The sequence below is a fragment of the Streptomyces sp. NEAU-YJ-81 genome, assembly GCF_017592595.1.
Classification (GTDB): Bacteria; Actinomycetota; Actinomycetes; order Streptomycetales; family Streptomycetaceae; genus Streptomyces; species Streptomyces hygroscopicus_B.
The window spans coordinates 213,581-237,461 of sequence record NZ_JAGFNO010000009.1; the positions used below are offsets into that span (position 1 = coordinate 213,581).

The window sequence follows — 23,881 nt, forward strand, 5'->3', positions numbered from 1 at the left end:
GGCACCTCGGCCCCCTCGTCCTTGAGGAATCAGTGGAACGATCAGCCGGCGGCGGCCAGCAAGCCCAGGATATGCGCAACGGCCGCCTCGTCCCTGGCCGCCGTGAAAGGAAGGGCATTGCCCCCGGTGATCCGGAACGGCTCGCGGCCGAGCGTGGCATGCGCCCCGCCCGCCTCGCCGACCAGCAGCAGACCGGCGGCGTGGTCCCAGGCGTTCTCCCAGGTGAAGGCGACGGCGTCGAGCAGCCCCCGGGCCACGTTCAGATACTCCAGGCCGGCCGAACCGCAGGGACGCACCTCAACTCCCGGCGTCTGCAGGCCCGACAGGGCGCGCTTCTCCGCGTCGGTGGTGAAGTCGTAGTGCGAGACGGCCACGTGGAGGACCGCGCCGGGCTCCGGGGAGCCGCAGTGGATCGGCTCGCCGTTCAGCAGGGCGCCCCCGCCGCGGCGGGCGATGGCCATCTGGTCGAGCACCGGGGCGTAGGTCCAGGACGCGAGGAGCTCTTCGCGGTGCGCGAGGGTGACCAGCGTCGCGAAGCCGGGGTCGCCGTGGACGAACTGCCGGGTGCCGTCGACCGGGTCGACGATCCATACGGGCGCGTCGCCGCCCAGGGCGGTGAGCACGGCCGGGTCGGCGTGCACCGCCTCCTCGCCCACCACCACGGAGCCGGGCAGCAGCTTGGTGAGGGCGTCGGTCAGATGCTCCTCGGCCTGCCGGTCGGCGATGGTCACCAGGTCGTGCGGGCCCTTCTTCTCCACGATCTCGTGGGCGGCGAGCTGCCGGTAGCGCGGCATGACCTCGTCGGCGACCGCCGTGCGGATCGCCTCCTCCACCGCGCCGAGATCACCGGCGAGAAATTCATCGATCATGCGTTCATCGAATCATGTCTCAGCGACGGCAGGTGGCATACCGGCTGCCAGACGGTGTCATCGAGGTGAAGGGAGCGACCGCCGCAAATCCCTTTTCGACCGGCATCACGAATTACCCCGTCGATATACGGCAACGGGCGCGGTGCCGGGTGCCGCGGGCGCGGGCGCGGGAACGAGCACGCCGCCGCCCGCCAGGAGCGGCGCAGGAACAGGCGCGGTGCGGGGCGCCCCGGGCCCGGGAACGAGCACGCTGCCGGGCACCGGAACGAGTGCCCCGCCACGCGCCAGGAGCCCGGGAGCGAGCATGCCAGCGCGCGCCCGGGGGCGGACGCCCCGTCGCCCGCCAGGGGGCGGCACAGGAACGGGCGCGGGGCCGGGCAGGGGTCAGCGCACGCGCTGGGCGGGGCGGCCGGCGGCCGGGTCGGGGCTGGGCTCCGCCGGGCCGCGGGCCCGGGCGCCGGTGGTGAGCAGGCCCAAGGTCACGATGGCGAGACCGCAGCCCGTCATGATCGCCCAGCCCAGATGGCTGGCCTCGGGGAAGCCGGAGGCGAAGGGGCCGTGCACCCGGGCGGTGGAGACCGAGCCGAGGACGGCGACGCCGAGGGCCGCCCCCACCTGGCGGCCGGTGGAGGTGACCGCGGCGGCCACCCCGGCCTGGGAGCGCGGCATCCCGGACACGGCCGAGTAGGTGAGCGGGGCGTCGAGCATGCCGAAGCCGATGCCGAACGCCACATAGGCGATCACGAGGTACCAGATCGGGGTGTCCGCGCCCACCTGGGTCAGCAGCAGTCCGCATCCCGCCGTACCGGCCCCGGCGATCACCATGGGGATACGTGGGCCGCGGGCGCCGACGATACGGCCCGCGAGCGGTGAGGAGACCAGCGTCATGGCCGCCATCGGCAGCGTGAGCAGTCCGGTGTGCAGCGGGGAGAAGTCCCGTACGTCCTGCAGATACAGGGCGTTGAGGAAGAGGAACCCGGCGAGCGCGGCGAAACCGCACACCGCCGAGGCGATGGCGCCGCTGAAGGAGGGGCTGCGGAAGAAGCGGACGTCCAGCAGCGGTTCGGCGCGGCGGAGTTCATACCGGATGAGGGTGGCGGCGGCAACGGCCGCGACGGTGAAGCAGCCGACGATCTGTGCCGAGCCCCAGCCCCTGACCGGGCCCTCGATGATGCCGAACGTGAGCGTCGCCAACAGCACGATCACCAGGAGCTGCCCCACCGGATCGAGCCTGCGCGGCCGCGGGGCCTTGGACTCGGGGACGAAGAGCGCGGTGAGGACGAGGGCGAGGGCGGCGACCGGGAGGTTGACCCAGAAGACGGCCTGCCAGCCGGTCGAGTCCACCAGCGCACCGCCGACGACGGGCCCCAGCGCGATGCTCACCCCCGCGACCGCACCCCACAGCCCGATCGCCCTGGCCCGCTCCTTGAGGTCGGTGAAGGTGTTGGCGATGATCGAGACCGCGACGGGGTTGAGCATGGCGCCGCCCATGGCCTGCACCATCCGGAAGGCGATGAGCGAACCGGTGTCGGTGGCGAGCCCGCACAGCAGCGACCCCAGGCTGAACAGCAGCAGCCCGGTCTGGAAGGTCCGGCGCCTGCCGAACCGGTCGGCCATGGAGCCGGAGAGCATCAGCAGACTGGCGAGCACCACGGTGTAGGAGTCCACCGTCCACTGCAGCCCCGAGGGCGAGGCGTCCAGATCGTCCTGGATGGACGGCAGGGCGAGATTCACGATGGTGGTGTCGAGGCCCACCATGAACAGGCTGATGCAGCAGATCCCCAGGATCAGCCACTTGTGGCGGTGGTGCGGCGGCGGGCCGTCTCCCTCGCCGTCCGCGTCGCCCGGGGTGGCTTGGCTCGTGGCGCCGGCCATGGTTCGCCTCCTGATCGGGGCGGGTCATGCCCCGGCGCACGGACCGCTGCGACCTCCGCATCAAAGGGTCCGCCCGCCGGGGGTGCCTCGCCTGGTTCCGGACTATGCCTTGCGGCCGGTGATCACGACGGTGTCCGCGCCGAGGGGCAGCCGCCCGGTGGGCTCGAGGCCCACGGCGCGGAACCACCGCTCGTACTCGGCGCCCGTGTAGACCATGCCCTCGCCGGAGGCGATGGTGTGGAAGTAGGCGGACAGCATCGCCGCCCGCTCGGGTCCGGTGCCGTCGTCGTCCTGGCGCGGGGTGACCACATAGATCCCGCCGCCGGGAGGGAGGGCGCGGGCGGCCTTGGCGAGCAGTTCCTGGATCCGCTCGGGGGACCAGATCTCCAGGAAGTGAGCGAAGAGCACTCCGTCGCAGCCGGTCGGGAACTCGTCGTGGAAGGCGTCGAGGCTCACCGCCCGCACCCGGTCGGCCAGCCCGAGCTTCTCGATCTTCTCGTTGGCGGCGGTCGCCACGGAGGGCAGATCGGCGATGGTGATGCGCAGGTCCGGCCAGCGGGCGGCGAGGCTGGCGGCGTTGATGGCCGTTCCGCCGCCGATGTCCAGGAGGTGGCCGCACCCCGAGAGGTCCAGCCTCTCCCCCAGCTCGGCGCCCACGAGCCTGCTCACCGACGACATCATGGTGTGGAATGTGCTCTCCAGCTCGGGATTTTCGGCGAGCCGCCCGTAGAGAGTGGGCGCCGTTCCCGGGATTTCCCGCCGCAGTCCGATGTTGGTGTCTTCCTTGAGGGATTCACAGAACCAGGCCATCGCCCGGTAGATGCCGTGTTGTTCCCAGGGAATGTTGGAAGCGGGCGACTCGTCGAAGTTCGCGGTCAGCGGCTTCGAGAGCGGGGTGGTGTGGTAACCCTCGCCGTCCTTGCGCAAAAGCCCGAATACCGTACAACCGAGAAGGAGGATGCGGGTGGGCTGCTCCTTGAGGTCCAGCCGTGCGGCGATCTTCCGTACGGCCAGGCCGGGCTCCTTCTCCACCAGTGCGAAGAGCCCCAACTGGAATCCCGCGCTCAGGAACTGAAACCGATAGTGGGCCTTGTAGAGCCCTCTGAGCTCCACTTCTATCGGTACCTCGGTTTGCGTCATGCCCAACCCTTCTCTGGCAAGGAGTCGTTCAGCCGACGGCATATCAGAGCACAAAACCCGAGGTGATTGTAGCCATGTTCGAAGGTTTCAGGGGACGGGAGTGTCTTTTGTTCTCCGGGCCGCAAAAACGGAATTAACCCTTCCTTGAGAAAAGGGCCTTTGCCGGGCTGGGAGGCCGGAACCGCGAGAAGGGTACGGCGAATGATCCCGGGAGGCCCGGGTGCCGGCCGGTGGTCGGCCGGCCGGCGGACGCGCGGTGCGCGGGCGTACGGATGCGGATGCGCGGCTGAGCGGTCAGCCCGTGAGCGCGGGGATGACCCGCTCGCCGTACGCGTCGAGCGTGCGCTCCTTCGCGTCATGCATCGCGTAGACGGCGAACTGGTCGACCCCCAGGGCGCGCAGCCGCTCCAGCTTCTCGATATGCGCCTCGACCGGGCCGAGCAGGCAGAACCGGTCGACGATCTCATCGGGGACGAAGGCCGTGTCCGGATTGCCGCTGCGGCCGTGGTGTGCGTAGTCGTACCCCTGCCGCTCCTTGATGTACACGGTCAGGGACTCGGGCACGGCGCCGGAGTGCTCGCCGTAACGGGAGACCAGGTCGGCCACATGGTTGCCGACCATGCCGCCGAACCAGCGGCACTGCTCACGGGCGTAGGCCAGGTCGTCGCCGACATACGCGGGGGCGGCGACGCAGATGGTGACCGCGTCCGGATCGCGCCCGGCCTCGGCGGCGGCGGTGCGCACCGCCTTGACCATCCACTCCGTCAGGAAGGGGTCGGCGAGCTGCAGGATGAACCCGTCGGCCTTCTGCCCGGCCAGCGCGAGCGCCTTGGGGCCGTACGCCGCCATCCACACCGGCAGCCTGCTGTCCTCGATCCAGGGGATGCGCATCGGGCTGCCGTCCACGACGGCCTCCCTGCCCTCCGCCAGATCGCGGATGGCGTCGATGGCCTCGCCGAGGCGGGCGAGGGTGTTGGGCTTGCGCCCGGCCACCCGCAGCGCGGAGTCACCGCGGCCGATACCGCAGACGGTGCGGTTGCCGTACATCTCGTTGAGGGTGGCGAAGGTGGAGGCGGTCACCTCCCAGGTGCGGGTGCCCGGATTGGTGACCATGGGGCCGACGATCAGCCGCTCGGTCCGGGCCAGGATCTGGCTGTAGATGACGAACGGCTCCTGCCACAGCACGGCGGAGTCGAAGGTCCAGCCGTAGCCGAAGCCGTTGCGCTCGGCGCGGCGCATCAGCTCGACGACGGCCGAGGCGGGCGGATCGGTCTGCAGGACGAGTCCGAAATCCATGCTCGCTCCCTGGCTCAGCCGAGGTACTGACAGGTGTCGCGGATGAGGAACTGGCCGTGCCCGGCACGCCCGGTGTACTCCCGCCGGTCGATGACGGGGACACCGCGCGACAGCACGGTCTCGACCTGCCCGGTGATCCGCTTGCCCTCGTACGCCGAGTAGTCGACGTCCATGTGGTGGGTCTCGGCGGACAGGGTCTGCTGGGCCCCCGGATCGTAGACGACGATGTCGGCGTCGGTCCCGGGAGCGATGGTGCCCTTCCGCGGGTAGAGGCCGAACATCCTGGCCGGGGTGGCGCAGGCGATCTCGATCCAGCGGCGGCGGGAGATATGGCCGTCCACCACGGCCTGATGGAGCAGATCCATCCGGTGCTCCACCCCCGGCATACCGTTGGGGATCTTGGAGAAGTCGCCCCGGCCCAGCTCCTTCTGCCCGGTGAAGCAGAACGGGCAGTGGTCGGTGGAGACCACCTGGAGGTCGTTGGTCCGCAGCCCCCGCCACAGCGCGGCCTGGTGCTCGACGGGCCGAAGCGGTGTGGAGCAGACGTACTTGGCGCCCTCGAAGTCCGGTTCCGCGAGGTTGTCCGTGGACAGGAACAGATACTGCGGACAGGTTTCGCCGAAGACCGGAAGCCCCAGGTCACGTGCCTGCGTCAGCTCCGCGAGGGCCTCTTGGGCCGACACATGGACGACATACAGCGGGGCGCCGGCCACCCGGGCGAGCTGGATGGCGCGATGGGTCGCCTCCGACTCCAGCAGCGCCTTGCGGACCTCACCGTGGTAGCGGGGGTCGGTCCTGCCCTCGGCCAGGGCCTGTTCCACCAGGACGTCGATGGCGATGCCGTTCTCGGCGTGCATCATGATCAGCCCGGCGTTGGCGGAGGCGCGCTGCATGGCCCGCAGGATCTGCCCGTCGTCGCTGTAGAAGACCCCCGGGTAGGCCATGAACAGCTTGAAGCTGGTCACGCCCTCCCCCACCAGGAGATCCATCTCCTTGAGCGCGCTCTCGTTCACATCGGAGAGGATCATGTGGAAGCCGTAGTCGATGGCGCAGTTGCCCCGCGCCTTGAGGTGCCAGGCGTCCAGCCCCTCGCGCAGGGCGTGGCCCACCGTCTGGATGGCGAAGTCCACGATGGTGGTGGTGCCGCCCCAGGCCGCCGCCCGGGTGCCGGTCTCGAAGGTGTCGGCGGCGTAGGTGCCGCCGAACGGCATCTCCATATGGGTGTGCCCGTCGACCCCGCCCGGGATGACGTACTTGCCGGTGGCGTCGATCGCACGGTCGGCCGTCCAGCCCTGGGCGTACGCGCTGCCGGACGAGGCGAGGGCGGCGACCTTCCCGTCCTCGATCAGCACATCGGCCAAGGTCTCCTCGGCGGCGGTGACGACCAGCCCGCCGCGGATCACGGTACGGGACATCAGCTCACGCTCCTTGCGGACCGGGTGGTCTTGAGGGCGGCCTCGAGGATCTCCGCGCCCTCCTCGGCCTCGGCGACGGTGAGACTGAGCGGCGGGGCGATCCGCAGCACGCTGCTGTTGTGCCCGCCGCCCTTGCCGATGAGCAGCCCGCCCTCCCGGGCGGCCTCCAGAACGGCGGACGCGCCCTCGGGGTACGGGTCGCCGGTGCCCGGCTCGACCAGCTCGATGCCGATCATCAGCCCCCGGCCGCGGACCTCGCGCACGGTGTCCAGACCGGCGCAGGCCGCGCGCAGCCGCTCGATCAGCAGCCCGCCGACCCGGCGGGCGTTGCCCTGCAGATCGTGTTCGACCAGATGGGTGAGGTTGGCCAGACCGGCGGCCATCGTGATGGGGCTGCCGCCGAAGGTGGAGATGGAGTTGGCGCCCAGGCAGTTCATGACCTCGGCGCGGGCGACGACACCGCCGATCGACATGCCGTTGCCGATGCCCTTGGCGAAGGTGAGGACGTCGGGCGGCCCGGAGCGGTCGTGTGCCTGCCAGCCCCAGAAGTGGTCGCCGGTGCGGCCCCAGCCCGTCTGCACCTCATCGGTGATCCACAGGATGCCGTGCCGGTCGAGCACCTCGCGGAAGGCGGCGAACAGCCCGTCGGGCGGCGAGGTGAAACCGCCGACGCCCTGGACCGGCTCGGCGATCAGCGCGGCGACATTCCCGTGCGCCTGGCCGAGGACGTCCTCGAGATCGGCGACGCACGCCTTGATGAACTCCCCGTCGGACAGCCCGGCGAACGGCCCCCGGGTGCGCACCCCGCCATGCACGTACAGCGTCTGCAGCGGGGACAGGCTGGTCGGCGACCAGCCGCGGTTGCCGGTGATGCCGACGGCCGAGAAGGAGCGGCCGTGGTAGCTGTTGCGCATCGCCAGGATCTGGTTGGAGCGGCGGTAGGTGGTGGCGAGCAGCAGGGCCGTGTCATTGGCCTCGGTGCCGGAGGTGGTGAAGAAGACCCGCGCGTCCGGGATACCGGACAGGGTGGCGACCCGCTCGGCGAGGTCGACCATGGGCCGGTCGAGGTAGAGCGTGGAGGTGTGCAGGATCCGGCCCGCCTGCTCGCTGATGGCCTTGGTGACCTCGGGGAGGGCGTGCGCGGTCATGGTGGTGAGGATGCCGCCGAAGAAGTCGAGGTAGCGGTTGCCCTCGGCGTCCCAGACATGGCGGCCCTCGCCGTGGGTGATCTCGATGGGGCGCTGGTAGTAGACGGCGAGCCAGTCGGGGAGCACGGCTTGGTGCCGGGTGTGCAGGGCCGCGTGGGTGCCGCGGTTGGCATCGCCGCTGCTCGTGGCGCTGCTGCTGCCACTCATGGCATCGCTGCTGCTCACGGCATCGCTGCTGCTGCTCATGGCTTCACCAGCCCCTCGTAGGCGTCGGGGCGCCGGTCGCGGTAGAACGCCCACTGCTGCCGGACCTCGTCGATCAGGCCGAAGTCGAGATCGCGGACGATCAGCTCCTCCTCCTTGTCACTGGCCACGTCGCCGACGAACTGGCCGCGCGGATCGACGAAGTAGCTGGTGCCGTAGAAGTCGTTGTCGCCGTACTCCTCGGTGCCGACGCGGTTGATCGCGGCGATGAAGTACTCATTGGCGACGGCCGCGGCGGGCTGTTCGAGCTGCCAGAGGTAGGCCGACAGCCCACGGGAGGTGGCCGAGGGGTTGTAGACGAGTTGCGCCCCGGCCAGGCCCAGCGCACGCCAGCCCTCGGGGAAGTGGCGGTCGTAGCAGATGTACACCCCGACCCTGCCCACGGCGGTGTCGAACACCGGCCAGCCCACGTTCCCCGGCTTGAAGTAGTACTTCTCCCAGAACCCCTTGACCTGCGGGATGTGGTGCTTGCGGTACTTGCCCAGATAGCTGCCGTCCGCGTCGATCACGGCTGCGGTGTTGTAGTAGAAGCCCGACTGCTCGACCTCGAAGACCGGCACCACGATCACCATGCCGGTCTCCCGCGCCAGCTCCCGCATCCGCTGCACGGTCGGCCCATCCGGCACCGGCTCCGCCCACCGATAGTGCTCCGCCTCCTGCACTTGGCAGAAGTACGGCGCGTTGAAAACCTCCTGGAAGCCAATCACCTTGGCGCCCTGCGCGGCCGCCTGCCGGGCGTACTCCTCATGCTTCGCGATCATCGATTCGGTATCGCCGGTCCAGGTGGCCTGGACGAGAGCGGCACGTACGAGGTTGGCCATGATCAGCTCCTCAACCTATGTCTACGCACGTAGAATCCGGCTTTGAAGAACGTAAGAGCGCACTGACCACTCTGGCAATACCGCCGCCGTTACTCAACGAAGACGATCACGTTTCCTGTTTTATCGGGTTGCGGGGGGAGCGGATGGGCGCGGGTTTCGTCTCGCGCCTTCGGCGCAAATGAGCAGCGGCGGCGGGAGCGGGGGGCGCGGCGCCGCCGCCGGGCGCCGGGCCGGTTGGTGCGAGCGCCGGTGGCGGCACCTACGCCCGGGAGCTGAGGCAGACGCCGGACTGCCGAAGGCGGGGCACCTCCGGGAGGTCAGCCGCCAGCCGCGCCGCCGACCGCCGGGCCGGTGGGGCGACTGCCGGTGGCGGCATCTGCACCCGGAAGCTCGGGCCGATGCCGGACCGCCCGAGGCGGGGGCGCCTCCGGGGAATCGGCCACAGGCCGCCGGGCCGGTTGGCGGACCCGGGGGGCGGCTCTCGTGATCCGGAGTTGAGACCCATCCGGGCTAACGGCCCCTCTGGGTACCCCCCAAAGAAACGCTTGATCTGAAGCAACTAATTTGTCAAACGTTTTCAGGAGGGGTACCCCAACCCCCTCTCGGCTGTCCGGCGCCGACCCCAGCCGTCGGCCAGGGAGGCCGCCACCGGGGCCCACACCCACCGGCCCGGCGCCCGGCAGCGGTGCCGCGCCCCCCACCACCGCCGCCGCTGCTCAAATGCGCCGAAGGCGCGAAACGGCGCCGCATCCAACCACGAGCGCCACCCGGAGCTCAGGCTCACGCCAGACCGGGTACGCCCGGCAGCCCCGCGGCGCGCAGCGCATGGGCGAGATCGTGGTGACTGCTGGAGGACACACCGGCGGCAGCATCGAGCAGCAGGGGCACCAGCGTGGCGGGGTCCTCTGCCGCCGCCCGCGCCACCTCCTCCGGCGTACGGGCCCGTACCAGCGCCTCCAGCAGAAACGCCGCCCTGTGAGGGGCGCCCGCCGCGAGGAGCGCCTGGGTGGTGTGGGCCACCTCGGGCACGGGGCGCGAGACGCTCTGCCGTAACAGCCGCTCGCCGTCGGCCTCACGGTCCGCCGCGACCAGCGCTTCGGCGGCTGCGGCAAGCCGTGCGGGCGGCAGACACGCCATCTCCCACAGCAGCGTGGACACATCGGCCCCGAGTCCGGCGCGCTCCAGCTCCTCCGCGAGGACGGGCAACTGTGGGGCGGGCCAGGCGGCGGTCTCGCACAGCACGACATGGGCCTCGCCGGATCGGCCCGCCGCCCGGAGTCGGCCGAGCCGTGCGACGGCCTCCTGAGCGGCACGTCGCGCGGCGGCACGCTCCGCCGCCTCCCGGGCAAGCCGCCGCCCATCGTCCGCCGCCTTGTCCCGCCTACGGCGTTTGCCGACGCCCTCGCCGTCGTACGCCCCGGCGAACCGAGCACCGCGCGGGGTCGTGGGGACTTCACTCCCGCTCTCCGCCAAGGGCGGGGCAGGCGAGGACGGCGGCGGGGCCGCCGTGCCCCCGCCTCCGGCCCCGGCAAACCGCGCCCCGCGAGGTCTCGGCGCCGTGCCCACCTCCTCGACCCCAGCGAACCGCGCCCCGCGCGGCCGAGGGGAGGCAACGGCAGGCGCAGGCGGCATGGGCTCCCGGCCCTGCGCGGGGGCTGCGAAAGCCGCATCCGCACCCGAACCCCCACCGAACGCGGGGGCACCCGTGGGAGTATCCGGCGGCGTGGCCTCCGAGGCAGCCCGGACCCCAGCCTCCGAGACCGATGGCCCGGGCGCCGCGCCCATCTCCTCCACCCCGGCAAACCGCGCCCCACGCGGCCCAGGTCGCGCGGAACCCGCAGCAGGCTCGGGGGCACCCACGGCGGTACCCGGTGGCGTCGCCCCCGCCGTGGGGGCCGCCGACCAGGGCGGCAGGGCGGACGCTGTCGACGCGGGCCGCAAGCCCTCCACGGGCGGATCGAAAGACGCGTCCGCGCCCGAACCCCCACCAGACGCGGAGACACCCACGGAGGTGCCCGGCGGCGTGGCCCCCGCCGTCGGGGCCGAGGGCCGGGGCGCCAGGGCGGATGTTGTCGGCGTGGGCCCCAGGCCCTGCGCCAGGGGCTCGAAAGACGCGTCCGGGCCCGAACCGACAGCAGACGAGGGGGCACCCACGGAGGTACCCGGCGGCGTGGGCCTCGTCGGGGCCAACGGCCGGGGCGCCGGGGCAGGCGCGGTCGGCGTGGGCTCCGCCAGGGCCGTCGGCCAGGGCGCCGGGGCGGATGCGGTTGGGGTGGGGCCCGTCGGCGCGGCGGGAGGTCCGGGCTCCGGGGCCGGTGGATGGGAGGGGTGGGACCCGAGGGCGGTGAGGCGGGCGTGGAGTTCTTCGGCGCGGGCCGTCGCGCGACGCCAGTCGTCGTGGGCCCAGGCCAGCTCCGCGCCGAGGCGTTCCCGGTCGGCCGCGGCCTCGGCGGCGGACAACGCCGCCTGGAGGTCGCGTTCGCGACGGTCGGCGTTCCGCTGTTCGCGGAGCATGCCGTCCAGGCGGTCCCGGAGCGCCTCGCGGCTGCCGGGTCCGGCGTCGTGGGCCGCGACCGAGGCACGGTAGAGGGTCGCCGCGCGGGCCGCCGCCTCCTGGGCGGTCCCGATGCCGCGCTGGGTGGAGAGGTCCTGCAGCAGGGATTGGACGACGTCCCACGGCGGCACCTCGAGGCCGTCGAGACAGGCCCGCAGCCCCTCGGGGTCGCGCAGGGCGAAGACGCCGTACCAGCCCGTCCCCGCGTCCAGCCGCCTCGTCAGCGCCCGCAGATATCTCGCGAACTCCTCGACCTCGGCCGGGAGTTGCCCGCTCGCCATGGCCTCCCCTCCCCCTCGGACGGTGCACGGCCCAAGGCCACGCATTCGACACCCTGCGTGTTACGGCATCGGTTACGGCTGCGCTACGAGCACTTTTCCTGCTCCGCACACGACAGGCAAACTTGCAAGTTTGTCTGTCGAACTCCTAGGGTGAGGGCATGGCCACGCCTGATCACCCGCCCACCGAGCCCGCCCTTCGGCCAGAGACCGAGCCCCGGCCAGAGACCGGCCCGCGGGCCGAGGAGCGCATCGCCGTCGACCTCGCCGCGGTCGTCAGCCAGCTAATGCGCCGTATGCGGGCGGCCTCCTCGCAGGGGGCGCTCACCCCCTCCCAGCGCGCGGTCATCAGCCGGCTCTACACCGAGGGGCCGACCACCACCGCCGCGCTGGCCCGCGCCGAGCTGGTCCGGCCGCAGTCGATGCGCATGATCCTGGCCGCGCTGGAGGAGCAGACGCTGGTGGAGCGGGCCCCGCATCCCACCGACGGGCGGCAGGTGGTCTTCTCGATCACCGAGCGGGGGCGGGAGGCGATCACCTCCGTACGGCAGGCCAAGCAGAGTTGGCTGCTCGACGCGATCGACACCCGTCTCGACACCGATGAGCGCCGCACCCTCGCCGAGGCCACCGATCTCCTCAAGCGGCTGGTCCAGGAATGACCGACACCGCGGGCAAGCCCGCCGTACCCCCGGCGGCCGGGACAGGGGCCGCGAACCCGGTCCTGGGCAACCCCGCCGACACCGCCGCCCCCTTCGGCCCCCGGCTGATGGCCCCGCTGCTCATCGGCTCGGTCCTCAACCCCGTCAACTCCACGATGATCGCCACCGGACTGGTGGCCATCGGCCATGACTTCGGCGTCGGCGCCGCCCAGACCGCCTGGCTGGTCGCCTCCCTCTACCTCGCCAGCGCCGTGGCGCAGCCCGCGATGGGCCGGCTCGCCGATCTGCTCGGGCCGCGCCGAATCTTCCTCTGCGGGCTGCTTGTGGTGTGCGCCGCAGGGCTCGTGGGCGCGCTCGCGCCCGCGTTCGGCTGGCTGATCGCCTCGCGGGTGCTGCTCGGCATCGGTACATCCGCGGCGTATCCCGCGGCGATGGCGCTGCTGCGCGCCCAGTCCGTCGCCACCGGACGCGAGACACCGCGCCCCGTTCTCGGCCGGCTCTCGCTCGCCGCGCTCGGCAGCGCGGCGGTCGGGCCGGTGCTGGGCGGGGTGCTCACCGCGACGGCCGGATGGCGGGCGATCTTCGCGGTCAATGTGCCGCTGGCCCTCATCGGCATCGGCCTCGCACTGCTCTGGCTCCCCAGGACCCGTATGGCGAGCGCGGACGGCGAGGACGCCGGGGCACGGACGGCGGGCGCGGCCTTCGATCCGCTCGGGATCGCGCTGTTCACCGGCACCCTCACCACCCTCATGATCTTCCTGATGGACCTGGAGCGGCCCAACTGGGCACTGCTGCCCGTCGTCCTGGTCCTCGCGGCGGCCCTCACCTGGTGGCAGTTGCGCCGCCCCCGCCCCTTCATCGATCTGCGGATGATCGGCCGCAACCGCTCCCTCGCCCTCACCTACCTCCGCCACGGCACGGCGTACCTGGTCATCTACATGGTCATGTACGGATATGCGCAGTGGCTGGAGGAGGGGCACGGCTACTCCGCCTCCCGGGCCGGACTGATCATGCTGCCCATGTCGGGCGCGGCCGCCGTGTGCTCACTGCTCGGCGCCCGTACGAAGGGCATCTACGCACCGCTCGTCCTCGCGGCCGTCCTGCTCGCCGCGGGGAGCGGAGTGCTGCTGCTCGCCGACGAGTCCACCCCACTTCTCGCGCTGCTGCTGGCCGCGGTCCTCTTCGGGCTGCCGCAGGGGCTGTCCTCGACCGGCAACCAGGCCGCCGTCTACACCCAGGCCCCGCGCGAGAGCGTCGGCGCGGCGGCCGGGCTGCAGCGCACCTCGCAGTACCTCGGCGCGATCACCGCCGCCGGGCTGATCGGGCTCTTCTACGGACAGCGGGCGACCGCCGCCGGGCTGCACGGCATCGCCATGGTGGCGGGTGCGCTCAGCCTCGCGGTGCTACTGCTGACCGCCACCGACCGGGCGCTGCGCGCCCGCGCCCGTACCTGACCATCCCCCTTTCCCCCTACGCCCCATAGACCCACAGACGCACACACGCACAGACCCACCCCAGGAGGCACCATGCCCGCCACCACGCTCGACCCGAACACCGCCCTGGTCCTCGTCGACCTCCAGAAGGGCATCACCGGACTGCCCACCGTCCACCCCACCGCCGAGGTCATCGAGCGCGGCGCCCGGCTGGCCGCCGCGTTCCGCAAGCGCGGACTGCCGGTCGTCCTCGTCCGGGTCGTGGCCGGGGCGCCGGGCCGCACCGAGGCGCAGGGGGGCGGCGGAGGCGGGCAGTTCCCGGCCGACTTCGCCGACCTCGTGCCGGAACTCGGCCACGAGGACGGCGACGTCGTGGTCACCAAGCACACCTGGGGCGCCTTCCACGGCACCGACCTCGACCTCCAGCTCCGCCGCCGCGGGGTGACCCAGGTGGTGCTCGGCGGCATCGCCACCAGCATCGGCGTGGAGTCCACGGCCCGTGGCGCGTACGCGCACGGGTACCACGTGACCCTGGCGACCGACGCCATGACCGACATGGACGCCGAGGCGCACCGCAACAGCGTCGAGAAGATCTTCCCCCGGCTCGGGGAGACCGACTCCGCCGACGCGATCATCGGCCTGCTGGACTGAGAAGCCGCCGGGCTGAGAAGTTGCTGGCCTGAGAAGCCGCGGAGCTTGGGTCGGCGGGCTCCTGGATCGCACCAGAGCCCGCCGACCCGCCGCGTCAGATCAGCGCTTCGGGCTGACCACCATCGCCGAGCCGCCGCCCCGCCGTTCCGTCTCGGCCGCCGCCAGCCACCGTCCGCCGGACAGCCGCTGCACACCGGTCGCCGCCCCGATCTCGGGGTTCTGCTTGAAGGAGTGGCCGAGCGCCTCCAGCTTGGCGCGCTCGGGGCCGTTCCACAGCCCCGGTTCCAGCTCCGTCTGGGCGGCGTTGCGCTGGCTGGCGCGCGGTGCGGCGATCGCGTCGACCAGCGGCATGCCCCTGTCGAGATGGTTCAGCAGGGTCTGCAGCACGGTGGTGATGATGGTCGCCCCGCCCGGGGAGCCCAGCGCCAGCACCGGCTTGTGGCCGTCCAGCACGATCGTCGGCGACATGGACGAGCGCGGCCGCTTCCCCGGGCCCGGCAGGTTCGGGTCGTGGACGGCGGGGTCGGCGGGCGCGAAGGAGAAGTCGGTCAGCTCGTTGTTGAGCAGGAAGCCACGGCCGGGGACGGTGATCCCGCTGCCGCCGGTCTGCTCGATGGTGAGGGTGTAGGCCACGACATTGCCCCACTTGTCGGCGACCGTGAGATGCGTGGTGTTCTCGCCCTCGTATGTGGTCGGGGCGGCGTGGCCGCGGGTGTCGCAGGAGCCGGGCGCGGACGGGCTGTTCGGGTCGCCGGGCGGTACGGGGCTCTTGAGCACCGCGTCGTCTTTGATCAGGCAGGCCCGGGAGTCGGCGAACCGCTGCGAGGTGAGCCCCTTGGTGGGGACGTCCTCGGCGGCGGGGTCGCCGACCCAGCGGCCCCGGTCGGCGAAGGCGATCCGGCTGGCCTCGATATAGCGGTGCAGATACTCGAGGTCGCTGAGCTTGGAGACGTCGGTCTTCTCCAGGATGTTGAGCGCCTCGGCGACGCTGGTCCCGCCGGAGGACGAGGGCGCCATGCCGTACACGTCCAGACCGCGGTAGGCGGTCCGGGTCGGGGCCTGCCGCTTCGTTCCGTAGGCCCGCAGATCCTCGGCCGTCAGATCGCCCGCGCGCACGACGCGCTGCGCCTTCGGGTCGACGGGCGGCTTGCGCACGGTGTCGACGATGTCGCGGCCCAGCTCTCCCTTGTAGACGGCGCCGACGCCCTTCTTGGCCAGCAGCGCGTACGTACGGGCGAGGTCGGGGTTGCGGAAGGTCGAGCCGACCTTCGGGAGCTCGCCGCCGGGCAGGAAAAGCTTGGCGGTGGCCGGGAAGTCCTTGAAGCGGGCCTGGTTGTCGGCGGTCTGCTGCCGGAACGTGCTGTCGACGGTGAACCCGTCGCGGGCCAGCCGCTCGGCGGGCCTGAGCACCTGCCCCAGCGAACGGGTGCCCCAGTCCTTCAGGGCGTCGTTCCAGGTGGCGGGGGTGCCGGGGGTGCCGACGCTCAGCCCGCTGGTGACGGCGTCGGCGAACGGCAGCGGTTTGCCGTCCTTGCCGAGGAAGAGCTTCTGGTCCGCGCTGCGGGGCGCGGTCTCGCGGCCGTCGAGGGTGGAGACCTTGTGCCGCTTGGCGTTGTAGTAGACGAAGTAACCACCGCCGCCAACACCCGCCGAGTACGGCTCGGTGACCCCGAGCGCGGCGGCGGTCGCGACCGCCGCGTCCACCGCGTTGCCCCCGTGCCGCAGCACGTCGATCCCGGCCGCCGAGGCGTCGGCGTCCACGCTGGAGACCGCGCCGCCGTAGCCGACGGCCACGGGCGTCTTCGCGGGAGCCGGCTTCGCGGTGTCGTCCTGCTCCTGCCCCGCGGCACCGGCCGGGACGACGCCCAGCACCGCGACCATTCCGGCCGCGGCCGCCAGCGCGGGCAGCCTCCGCCGGACGACCGCCGCGGCGGAGGCGCGAGTGGTGGACGTGGTTGACGATGCGGCTGGTCGTGCGGCGTGCCCCATCCGTGACCTCCAAGCGAAACGACAGGGAGCGGAGCCTACCCGCGAGCCTCATGCCCACGACAGGGGTAGATCGCCGATCCGTCCCGCCATTCGTACATGTGTCCGTTCCCGCCTTCGTTCACCCGTACGCTCGAACGCGTACCCGATCGGACGCTACGATGCGCGGCCATGACAGACACCCTGCAGGACCTGATCGCCTCCGCGGCGGCCCTGATCGTGGGCCTGGCTGCCGGCTGGGCCGTGCACTCGGCGTTCGGGCGCCGCAAGCGCGCCCGCGAGCAGCGCTTCTTCGGTCTGCCGGACGGTTCGGAGTGCGTGCTGGTCACCCACCGGGACAGCACCTCGGCCCACTGGAGCATCCCCCGCCATGACGCACTCGCGCTGCTCGGTCTCGCGGCGATCGTGGAGAACTGCGGGGCGCATACCGAGGTCGCCCCGCATGACACGGGGCTGCAGGGCTTCGGCGCGCGCACCGAATTCTGCGTCGGCGATCCGACCGCGCACCGCAGGCTCGCCGCCCATATGACCAATCTACTGCCGGGCGTCACCGTGCACCCGGGGGACGACTCCGGCACGGACCGGGGGATGTTCACCATCGCCGGTACGCACTACCGCCCGGAGCCGGGCACGGTCGAGTATGTGCTGCTGGCCCGGCTGACGGCGGGCGACGACAGCCGGCCGGTCTTCCTGGCGGCAGGTCAGCGTCCGGTCACCCATCGCGCCGCCGTCCGCCATCTCGTCCGCAACCGCGCCCGGCTGGCCCGGAAGTACGGCGCACAGGGCTCCTTCTGTCTGCTGTTGAAGGTGGTCAACTCCCAGGCGTACGGCCCGGATCTGGTGGAGCTGGTCGCGGATGTGACCAAGCCGGCGACCACTCCGGCGGGCCCCCGCGCCGCCGCGAAGGCGGCCGCGAAGGACGACTGAGCCCAGCCAAGGGCGACTGAGTCGGCCAAGGACGACTGGCTCAGCCGCGGACCCGGCCGAACAGGCGTGCCCCGCCCATCAGACACAGCGCCGCCAGGGCCAGGGTGACGGCCGCCCCGACGGCGACCGTGGTGTTGGCGTAGTGCCCCAGGAACACCTGGCGCACCGCGTCGACCGTGTAGCGGAACGGCACGGCGCGCGAGGCGCCCTCCAGCCATCCGGGGGCCAGGGCCATCGGCAGCAGCAGGCCGGACAGCAGCATCAGCGGCATGGCCGCCGTGTTGGCGATGGCGGCGAACTCCGGGGACGTACGGACGTTCATGGCCAGCCCGTAGGAGAGCGCGGACAGCGCCGCCGCGAGAACGGCCACGAACAGCAGGCCGATCAGCACACCGGGGAGCGGGGCACGCAGCCCGAAGGCCAGACCGAGCAGCACCAGCAGCACCGACTGGGCCACGAGCTGGACGACATCGCGCAGGGTGCGGCCGAGCAGCAGCGCCAGCGGGCTGACCGGGGTGACCCGCATCCGGTCCAGAACGCCGAGGTTGCGGTCCATCAGCAGTCCGAGTCCGACGTACGACCCGCCGAGCAGGGCGAGCTGGACGAGTACGCCGGGGACCAGCGTCTGCCAGGACGATCCGCTGACGCCCATGTCGAGTCCGGTCAGCAGCGGGCCGAAGAGGGCGAGCAGGAGCAGCGGCTGCAGCATCCCGAAGAAGAGATTGGTCTTCGAGCGGAGCGTCGAGCGCAGACAACGGCCGAAGACGATGCCGGTATGGGCGAGAAGAGTCATAAGGGGCCCTTGGGTGCGTCGGATGTCGTGGCCGGCACTACGGGGTGTCCGGCGGACCATGCGGCGGAGCCGCATGGCAGGGTCTTCGCCCCTGAACCCCGGGGCCTGGGGTCTGGGGCCTGGGGTCTGGGGCCTGGGGCGGAGCCCCAGTTGTGGGAAGGGGCGGGGAGGGGAACAGCCCGCCGCAGGCGGCAAGAGCCGCCGGACACCCCTTAGATGGCGAGGGGTCGCTCGGCCGTGGACCGGCCGGTGATGGCGAGGAAGGCGTCCTGGAGACTGGCGGCCGGATCGCCCGCATAGCGGCTCTTGAGCTCGGCGGAGGTGCCCTCGGCGACGATCCGCCCGGCGTCCAGGACCACGATCCGGTCGGCGAGCGCATCGGCCTCGTCCAGATAGTGGGTGGTGAGGAAGACCGTGGTGCCGTGCTCGGCGCGGACGCGCCGCACCAGGTCCCACAGCTCGGCCCGGCTGCCGGGGTCGAGACCGGTGGTGGGCTCGTCGAGGAAGAGCACCTCGGGCCGGTTGACCAGGCCCAGCGCGATCTCCACCCGACGGCGCTGACCGCCGGACAGGGCGGCGGTCGGGCGGTCCATGAGCCCCGACAGGCCGAGCTCACCGGCGAGTTCATCGGCGCGCCCGGCCGCCGCGCCCCGGGACATCAGATGCAGCCGGCCCTGGGTGACCAGTTCCTCGCGTACGGAACACGCGGGGTCCAGGCCGCCCGACTGGGCCACATAGCCGATCCGCCGCCGCACGCCCGCCGGATCGCGGAGCAGATCGCGCCCGGCGATCTCCGCCTCGCCTCCGCTGGGCGGCAGCAGGGTGGTGAGCATGCGCAGGGTCGTGGTCTTACCGGCTCCGTTGGGGCCCAGGAAGCCGAGGATCTCGCCGCGGCCGACGGTCAGATCGATGCCGCGGACGGCGTGCACGGGGCCGCTGCCCAGCGAGAACGTCCGGGTGAGGCCGCGAACGCGGATGACGGATGAGGACATGCCCACGATCAGAGCACAACGTGCCCCAAACTTGCAATCGACTTAAAGATAAGAAGCGAGTGCAAGTTTGCAACGGGATACACTGACGGCCATGAGCGAAGGACTGCGGGAACGGCACAAGCGCCGTACACGCCGACGGATCGCGGACGTGGCCACCGGCCTGTTCCTGGAGCGGGGCTTCGACCGGGTCACGGTCGCCGAGGTCGCCGCGGCCGCGGAGGTGTCCGTCAACACCGTCTACAACTACTTCCCGGCCAAGGAGGATCTGGTCCTGCCGCCCGACCAGGCGTCCCCGCGGCGGCTCGCCGACATCGTGCGCGAGCGCCCGCCCGGCCGGTCCGCCGCCCAGGCGGTGCTGGACCGGCTGCGCGAGGAGGTGGAGCGCCGCGATCGCTCACTGGGACTGACCGAGGGCTTCGGCCCGTTCTTCGCGATGATGCGGGCCGCCCCCACCCTGGTCGCCCGGCTGGAGGAGCTCGGCCACCGGATGAACGACGAACTGGCCGCCGTGCTCGCCGAGGAGACCGGCACGGCGCCGGAGGATCCGCTGCCGCGTGTGGTGGCCGCCCAGATCAGCGGCTATCACTCACTCATCTTCGGCGAGATCGGCCGACGCGTCACGGCGGGCGAGCGCCCCGGCGCCATCGCCAAGGCCGTAACGGAACTCCTCGACTCCATCGAGGAGATGCTCGGCGCGCCGATGCTCGGCTACGCCGTACGGGAGGAGCGACCGTGTTCCGAGTGACCATCCGCGGGGCCTTCGAGGAGCTGGGCGAGGACGATCGCGAGGCGTTGCGCACCGCGGTCGGCTCCTTCCAGGTGGGCTTCACCGAGGCGGGCACCTTCACCTGCGACCAGAGCCTTTCGGCGTTCACCTTCCGCTGCCAGGTTCCGGCGGAGGAGCCGGACGACGGCGAACACGAGGCGACCGAACGGGCCATCGCGGCGCTGACCGCGCATGGTTACCCCCATCGGATCCTGCGGGTCGGCGTGACGGACATGCGGGACATCAAGATCCGCCGCAACCTCCGCGGGGCGGGCGGCACGTAGCCGGGCCCGGTCCTGGGCCACCCTGGGACCTGGGGCCGAGGCTTGGGCGGTGGACGCGATCCCGCGCGAGCGGCGCCATGGGGTGTCCGGCGGACCACGCGGCGGATTGATCGCGGTCGGCACACCGGCACAGTGGATGACCGGGCGGACGCCCGCGCATATCCGGGTCGTCAGGCGCGGGGTCTGGGGCGGAGCCCCAGTTGAGGGAAGGGGCGGGGAGGGGAACAGCCCGCCGCAGGCGCCGCGAGCCGTCGCCCCCCTGAGCACGGGGGCCGGGGCCCAGCCCAGGACCGACACCCAGCCCGGGGCCGGGGCTCGTCGCAAGGCCAAAGCCCGGCGGCCGGCGGGGGCTTGCGCTCGGGCGGAATTCCGCAGGAGCGGGGCCGGACCCCTGCGGATCCGGCCCCCGGATAGCGCCCCGGGCCGGGCCGACCCCGGCAGCCGACCACGACCTCTATCGTTACCCAGGCGTAACTTACCGCGCTATTACCGCCGGTAAACCCCCGAGTTACCGTCAGGTCACCAGCACCGGTGCTCCCCTGCCCCCACGGCACCCCCACCAGGAGCCACAGTGACCCCTGCCCGCAAAGCCCTGCGCCCCACGATGGCCGCCGCCGTCTCGGTGACCGTCCTGGCCGGCGCGGCCTTCGGCCTCGCCCCCTCCGTCCAGGCCGCGGCACCGGCCCCGACCACCGCCACGACCGCCTCCGCCTCCGCCTCCTCGGGGGTCTCCATACGGTTCGTCGACATCCCCGGCGACGGCGGCGTGAAGCTGGCCGCCAACGTCGTGGCCCCCGCGGACGCCGACGCCTCCCGCCGCCTGCCCCTCGTCGTCCTGCCCACCAGTTGGTCCCTGCCCCAGGTCGAATACCTCGCCCAGGCCAAAAAGCTCGCCGAAGCCGGGTATGTGGTCCTCACCTACAACTCCCGCGGCTTCTGGCAGTCCGGCGGGAAGATCGAGACGGCCGGGCCGCCCGATATCGCCGACGCGTCCAAGGTCATCGACTGGGCGCTCGCCCACACCCCCGCCGACCCCGACCACATCGGCATGGCCGGGCTCTCCTACGGCGCCGGGATCAGCCTGCTCGCGGCCGGTGCCGACCCGCGGATCAAGGCCGTGGTGGCCATGAGCGGCTGGGCGGACCTGGTCGGCTCGATCTACAGCGGGCGCACCCAGCACGCCCAGGCCGCCGGGCTGCTCGCCGGGGCCGGGGAGCTGACCGGCCGGCCCAGCGATGAACTCCGGCAGATCCTCGACGACTTCTTCTCCTCCGGCCTCGCCAAGGAACCGGAGCTGATCGCCTGGGGCAAGAAGCGGTCCCCCGCCGCCCAGCTCGACCGGATCAACGCCAATGGCGCGGCCATCATGCTGGGCAACTCCTGGGGCGACTCGATCTTCCCGCCCAACAGCTACGCCGACTTCTTCGAGAAGCTCACCGGCCCCAAGCGGCTGGAGCTGCGGCCCGGCGACCACGCCACCGCCGAGCTCACCGGGCTGCTCGGACTGCCCAACACCACCTGGGGCCACGCCCGGCAATGGCTCGACCGCTACCTCAAGGGCGAGCGCAACGGCATCGACACGCAAGCGCCGGTGCAGCTGATGTCCCGTACGGCAAGCGGCGACGGCTACGAGGGCTACCCCAGCTGGTCGGCCGTCCCCTCCGGGCAGCGCCGCGTCCCGCTCGCCACCACCGAGAAGATCACCGCCAACCACGACTCCGGTGCCAACGCCGGAACGGTGCTGCTGAGCGGCGCCCTCGACCAGTTCCTGAAGGTCCCGCCGCTGGCCTCGATCCCGCTGCTGCCCCGGTCCCACGCGGCCGTCTGGCAGACCGGAGCCGCCGCGCGCGAGCAGCGCGTCCGCGGCACCGTGAAGCTCCACACCACCGTGACCAGCGACCGCTCGGACGGTACGGCGGTCGCGTATCTCTACGATGTGGGCCCGCTGGGCATCGGCAAACTCATCACCAACGCCCCGGTCACCTTCCACGACCGCACCCCGGGCACGCCGTTCGGAGTGGACCTGGAGCTGTTCTCCACGGCGTACGACGTCCCGGCGGGCCACCGGCTGGCGCTGGTCGTCGACACCGTCGACCCGCTCTACATCGAGCACAACCCCGACGGCGCCCATCTCACGTTCTCGTCCCCGGCCGCCGACCCGTCCTACCTCACGGTCCCGGTCCGCGATTGACGCACCCTCCGGCCGCCCCGGCTCAGCCGCGGGTGTCCCCCGGCATCGGGGCGGCCGGTTCGGCGGCGGCGACCTCGACCTGGCGGGTCTTCACACTGCGCCGCTCCCGCTTGGCCACCCAGTTGGCGAACCACGACAGCAGCATGCACATCCCGATGTAGATGGGTGAGATCACCATGACCACCGGGATGAACGGCAGGTCGTAGTCGAGATTGGACGCGATCAGCTTTCCGGCGTGCAGAAACTCCTCATAGGTGATGAGGAAACCGAGCGAGGTGTCCTTCAGGGCCACCACCAATTGGCTGATGATGGCCGGCAGCATCGCCCGCACCCCCTGCGGCACCAGCACGGACGTCATGACCTGGGTCTTCCGCAGGCCGAGCGAGTACGCCGCCTCGCGCTGGCCGCGGTCCACCGAGTTCACCCCGGCCCGGAACACCTCGGCCAGCACCGAGCCGTTGTACAGCGTCAGCCCGGTGACGAGGGCGGGCAGCGGCTGGACCTTCAGCGCCACGAAGACGAAGAAGATCATCACCAGGACGGGCATCGCCCGGAAGAACTCCACCAGCAGCGTGGCCACCCAGCGCACCGGGCGATGCTCGGAGAGCCGCCCGGCGGCGAGTACCCCGCCGAGGGCGAGCGAGAGGACCGCGGCGATCCCGAACGCCTTGAGGGTGCCCGCGAGCCCGTTCAGCAGCAGCTCCTGGATGCCCTTGTACTCAAACGGCATCCACTTGCGGTAGGTGAACTGGCCGGTGTGGATGAGGAGATAGATGACCCAGCCGAGCAGGACCAGCAGCACGGCCGTCCCGGCCAGCGCGTAGATCCGGTGCCGGCGCCGGGTGTGCGGACCGGGGACGTCGTAGAGGGCGGTGGTCGAGGTAGCGGTCATCGCTGCACTCCCCAGCGCCGCTCCAGCAGGGCGAAGATCGCGCTGATGGCGAGGGTGATGATCAGATACCCGGCGGCGATCCAGACGAAGGACCAGATGATGCTGTAGCCCCGCTCATTGAGGGGTTTATAGGTGCCGAGCAGCTCGGTGACGCTGAACGACCCGGCGATGGCCGAGTTCTTGGCAAGCGCGATCAGGGTCGATCCGATCGGCGGGATGACCGAGCGGAACGCCTGCGGCAGCACCACCGCGCTCAGCGTCTGGTCGAACGTCATGCCCAGGCTGCGGGCCGCCTCGCCCTGCCCCACCGGCACCGTGTTGATGCCCGCGCGGACCGCCTCGCAGATGAACGCCGAGGTGTAGCAGCCGAGCGCCATCACCGCGAAGACCGTGAACGGCAGCGCAAGACCGAAGCGCGGCAGCCCCAGCATCACCGCGAAGAACAGCAGCGTCAGCGGGGTGTTGCGGAGCACCATCACCCAGGCGGTGCCGAAGGCGCGCAGTGAGGCGACCGGCGCCACCCGGAAGGCGGCCATCAGGATGCCGAGCACGAGGGCGAGCAGCGAGGCGTAGACGGTCAGCTCCAAGGTGCCGAGGAAGCCCTTGCCGTAGAGCGAGAAGTTCTGGGTGAGCACGTCCATGGGAGG

The 23,881-nt window shown here is 71.8% G+C and carries 20 protein-coding genes; 7 read left to right on the top strand and 13 right to left on the bottom strand.

The window, feature by feature from the left end; translation table 11 throughout:
* Window positions 1-41: 41 nt before the first annotated feature.
* The 8 genes from J5X86_RS21965 to J5X86_RS22000 all read right to left on the bottom strand — a co-directional run bounded on the left by J5X86_RS21965 (window position 42) and on the right by J5X86_RS22000 (window position 11,663).
* Complete coding sequence (locus tag J5X86_RS21965; protein WP_208518450.1) at window positions 42-869, bottom strand: inositol monophosphatase family protein; 828 nt, start codon at window positions 867-869, stop codon at window positions 42-44.
* Between the two features lie 384 nt (window positions 870-1,253).
* Complete coding sequence (locus J5X86_RS21970; protein ID WP_208518451.1) at window positions 1,254-2,744, bottom strand: MFS transporter; 1,491 nt, start codon at window positions 2,742-2,744, stop codon at window positions 1,254-1,256.
* A gap of 102 nt (window positions 2,745-2,846) precedes the next feature.
* Window positions 2,847-3,884 carry a methyltransferase gene (locus J5X86_RS21975; RefSeq protein WP_208518452.1) on the bottom strand — a complete coding sequence of 346 codons (1,038 nt, stop codon included), beginning with the start codon at window positions 3,882-3,884 and terminating at the stop codon, window positions 2,847-2,849.
* A gap of 294 nt (window positions 3,885-4,178) precedes the next feature.
* Window positions 4,179-5,180 (bottom strand): TIGR03842 family LLM class F420-dependent oxidoreductase, encoded by a 1,002-nt coding sequence (locus tag J5X86_RS21980; protein ID WP_208518453.1) that lies wholly within the window; start codon window positions 5,178-5,180, stop codon window positions 4,179-4,181.
* A 14-nt stretch (window positions 5,181-5,194) separates the two neighbouring features.
* On the bottom strand, window positions 5,195-6,598 hold the full coding sequence (gene hydA / locus J5X86_RS21985; RefSeq protein WP_208518531.1) for a dihydropyrimidinase: 1,404 nt from the start codon (window positions 6,596-6,598) through the stop codon (window positions 5,195-5,197).
* Entirely contained in the window at window positions 6,595-7,950 is a 1,356-nt protein-coding gene (locus tag J5X86_RS21990) for an aspartate aminotransferase family protein (RefSeq protein WP_208518532.1), read from the bottom strand. The genes hydA and J5X86_RS21990 overlap by 4 nt, the downstream gene beginning before the upstream one ends.
* A 35-nt stretch (window positions 7,951-7,985) precedes the next feature.
* Window positions 7,986-8,828 (bottom strand): nitrilase-related carbon-nitrogen hydrolase, encoded by an 843-nt coding sequence (locus tag J5X86_RS21995; RefSeq protein ID WP_208518454.1) that lies wholly within the window; start codon window positions 8,826-8,828, stop codon window positions 7,986-7,988.
* 780 nt (window positions 8,829-9,608) lie between these two features.
* Window positions 9,609-11,663: a hypothetical protein gene (locus J5X86_RS22000; RefSeq protein WP_208518455.1), complete on the bottom strand. Its 2,055-nt coding sequence runs from the start codon at window positions 11,661-11,663 to the stop codon at window positions 9,609-9,611.
* 158 nt (window positions 11,664-11,821) lie between these two features.
* Here J5X86_RS22000 and J5X86_RS22005 point away from each other — a divergent pair, with 158 nt between their 5' ends.
* The 3 genes from J5X86_RS22005 to J5X86_RS22015 all read left to right on the top strand — a co-directional run bounded on the left by J5X86_RS22005 (window position 11,822) and on the right by J5X86_RS22015 (window position 14,403).
* A complete protein-coding gene (locus J5X86_RS22005) occupies window positions 11,822-12,319 on the top strand; it encodes a MarR family winged helix-turn-helix transcriptional regulator (RefSeq protein ID WP_208518456.1) in 498 nt (165 codons plus the stop codon).
* Window positions 12,316-13,773 (top strand): MFS transporter, encoded by a 1,458-nt coding sequence (locus tag J5X86_RS22010; RefSeq protein ID WP_208518457.1) that lies wholly within the window; start codon window positions 12,316-12,318, stop codon window positions 13,771-13,773. The genes J5X86_RS22005 and J5X86_RS22010 overlap by 4 nt, the downstream gene beginning before the upstream one ends.
* 72 nt (window positions 13,774-13,845) lie before the next feature.
* Entirely contained in the window at window positions 13,846-14,403 is a 558-nt protein-coding gene (locus J5X86_RS22015; RefSeq protein ID WP_208518458.1) for an isochorismatase family protein, read from the top strand.
* A gap of 99 nt (window positions 14,404-14,502) precedes the next feature.
* Here J5X86_RS22015 and ggt read toward each other — a convergent pair whose 3' ends face one another.
* The gene (ggt, locus tag J5X86_RS22020; protein WP_208518533.1) at window positions 14,503-16,284 is read right to left on the bottom strand and encodes a gamma-glutamyltransferase; all 1,782 of its coding nucleotides are present in this window, start codon (window positions 16,282-16,284) and stop codon (window positions 14,503-14,505) included.
* 276 nt (window positions 16,285-16,560) lie between these two features.
* Between ggt and J5X86_RS22025 the strand changes: the two genes are divergently transcribed.
* Window positions 16,561-17,316, top strand: coding sequence for a hypothetical protein (locus J5X86_RS22025; protein ID WP_208518459.1), 756 nt, complete (start codon window positions 16,561-16,563; stop codon window positions 17,314-17,316).
* Between the two features lie 40 nt (window positions 17,317-17,356).
* Here the strand turns inward: J5X86_RS22025 and J5X86_RS22030 are convergent, their stop codons facing one another.
* Window positions 17,357-18,109, bottom strand: a complete 753-nt coding sequence (locus tag J5X86_RS22030; RefSeq protein WP_014055694.1) for an ABC transporter permease — start codon at window positions 18,107-18,109, stop codon at window positions 17,357-17,359.
* A 212-nt stretch (window positions 18,110-18,321) separates the two neighbouring features.
* Entirely contained in the window at window positions 18,322-19,101 is a 780-nt protein-coding gene (locus J5X86_RS22035) for an ABC transporter ATP-binding protein (RefSeq protein ID WP_208518460.1), read from the bottom strand.
* 91 nt (window positions 19,102-19,192) lie between these two features.
* Here J5X86_RS22035 and J5X86_RS22040 point away from each other — a divergent pair, with 91 nt between their 5' ends.
* The 3 genes from J5X86_RS22040 (at window position 19,193) to J5X86_RS22050 (ending at window position 22,342) form a co-directional block, all read left to right on the top strand.
* A complete protein-coding gene (locus tag J5X86_RS22040) occupies window positions 19,193-19,846 on the top strand; it encodes a TetR family transcriptional regulator (RefSeq protein ID WP_208518461.1) in 654 nt (217 codons plus the stop codon).
* Entirely contained in the window at window positions 19,834-20,151 is a 318-nt protein-coding gene (locus J5X86_RS22045) for a DUF6204 family protein (protein ID WP_208518462.1), read from the top strand. Before J5X86_RS22040 ends, J5X86_RS22045 begins: the two co-directional genes overlap by 13 nt.
* Window positions 20,152-20,722: 571 nt before the next feature.
* Window positions 20,723-22,342 carry an alpha/beta fold hydrolase gene (locus J5X86_RS22050; protein WP_374229278.1) on the top strand — a complete coding sequence of 540 codons (1,620 nt, stop codon included), beginning with the start codon at window positions 20,723-20,725 and terminating at the stop codon, window positions 22,340-22,342.
* A 22-nt stretch (window positions 22,343-22,364) separates the two neighbouring features.
* Here the strand turns inward: J5X86_RS22050 and J5X86_RS22055 are convergent, their stop codons facing one another.
* Together J5X86_RS22055 and J5X86_RS22060 are read right to left on the bottom strand one after the other, a co-directional pair.
* Window positions 22,365-23,234, bottom strand: coding sequence for an amino acid ABC transporter permease (locus tag J5X86_RS22055; protein WP_208518463.1), 870 nt, complete (start codon window positions 23,232-23,234; stop codon window positions 22,365-22,367).
* Complete coding sequence (locus tag J5X86_RS22060; protein ID WP_208518464.1) at window positions 23,231-23,875, bottom strand: amino acid ABC transporter permease; 645 nt, start codon at window positions 23,873-23,875, stop codon at window positions 23,231-23,233. Before J5X86_RS22060 ends, J5X86_RS22055 begins: the two co-directional genes overlap by 4 nt.
* Between the last annotated feature and the right edge of the window lie 6 nt (window positions 23,876-23,881).

Excerpts from the sequence above, each read along its gene's own strand:
- J5X86_RS21965 (WP_208518450.1), bottom strand. The coding sequence starts at position 869 with ATGATCGATGAATTTCTCGCCGGTGATCTCGGCGCGGTGGAGGAGGCG.
- J5X86_RS22055 (WP_208518463.1), bottom strand. The coding sequence starts at position 23,234 with ATGACCGCTACCTCGACCACCGCCCTCTACGACGTCCCCGGTCCGCAC.
- J5X86_RS21970 (WP_208518451.1), bottom strand. The coding sequence starts at position 2,744 with ATGGCCGGCGCCACGAGCCAAGCCACCCCGGGCGACGCGGACGGCGAG.
- J5X86_RS22025 (WP_208518459.1), top strand. The coding sequence starts at position 16,561 with ATGACAGACACCCTGCAGGACCTGATCGCCTCCGCGGCGGCCCTGATC.
- J5X86_RS21975 (WP_208518452.1), bottom strand. The coding sequence starts at position 3,884 with ATGACGCAAACCGAGGTACCGATAGAAGTGGAGCTCAGAGGGCTCTAC.
- J5X86_RS22010 (WP_208518457.1), top strand. The coding sequence starts at position 12,316 with ATGACCGACACCGCGGGCAAGCCCGCCGTACCCCCGGCGGCCGGGACA.
- J5X86_RS22035 (WP_208518460.1), bottom strand. The coding sequence starts at position 19,101 with ATGTCCTCATCCGTCATCCGCGTTCGCGGCCTCACCCGGACGTTCTCG.
- J5X86_RS22030 (WP_014055694.1), bottom strand. The coding sequence starts at position 18,109 with ATGACTCTTCTCGCCCATACCGGCATCGTCTTCGGCCGTTGTCTGCGC.
- J5X86_RS21980 (WP_208518453.1), bottom strand. The coding sequence starts at position 5,180 with ATGGATTTCGGACTCGTCCTGCAGACCGATCCGCCCGCCTCGGCCGTC.
- J5X86_RS22040 (WP_208518461.1), top strand. The coding sequence starts at position 19,193 with ATGAGCGAAGGACTGCGGGAACGGCACAAGCGCCGTACACGCCGACGG.
- ggt (WP_208518533.1), bottom strand. The coding sequence starts at position 16,284 with ATGGTCGCGGTGCTGGGCGTCGTCCCGGCCGGTGCCGCGGGGCAGGAG.
- J5X86_RS22060 (WP_208518464.1), bottom strand. The coding sequence starts at position 23,875 with ATGGACGTGCTCACCCAGAACTTCTCGCTCTACGGCAAGGGCTTCCTC.
- J5X86_RS21995 (WP_208518454.1), bottom strand. The coding sequence starts at position 8,828 with ATGGCCAACCTCGTACGTGCCGCTCTCGTCCAGGCCACCTGGACCGGC.
- J5X86_RS22000 (WP_208518455.1), bottom strand. The coding sequence starts at position 11,663 with ATGGCGAGCGGGCAACTCCCGGCCGAGGTCGAGGAGTTCGCGAGATAT.
- J5X86_RS22005 (WP_208518456.1), top strand. The coding sequence starts at position 11,822 with ATGGCCACGCCTGATCACCCGCCCACCGAGCCCGCCCTTCGGCCAGAG.
- J5X86_RS22015 (WP_208518458.1), top strand. The coding sequence starts at position 13,846 with ATGCCCGCCACCACGCTCGACCCGAACACCGCCCTGGTCCTCGTCGAC.
- J5X86_RS21990 (WP_208518532.1), bottom strand. The coding sequence starts at position 7,950 with ATGAGTGGCAGCAGCAGCGCCACGAGCAGCGGCGATGCCAACCGCGGC.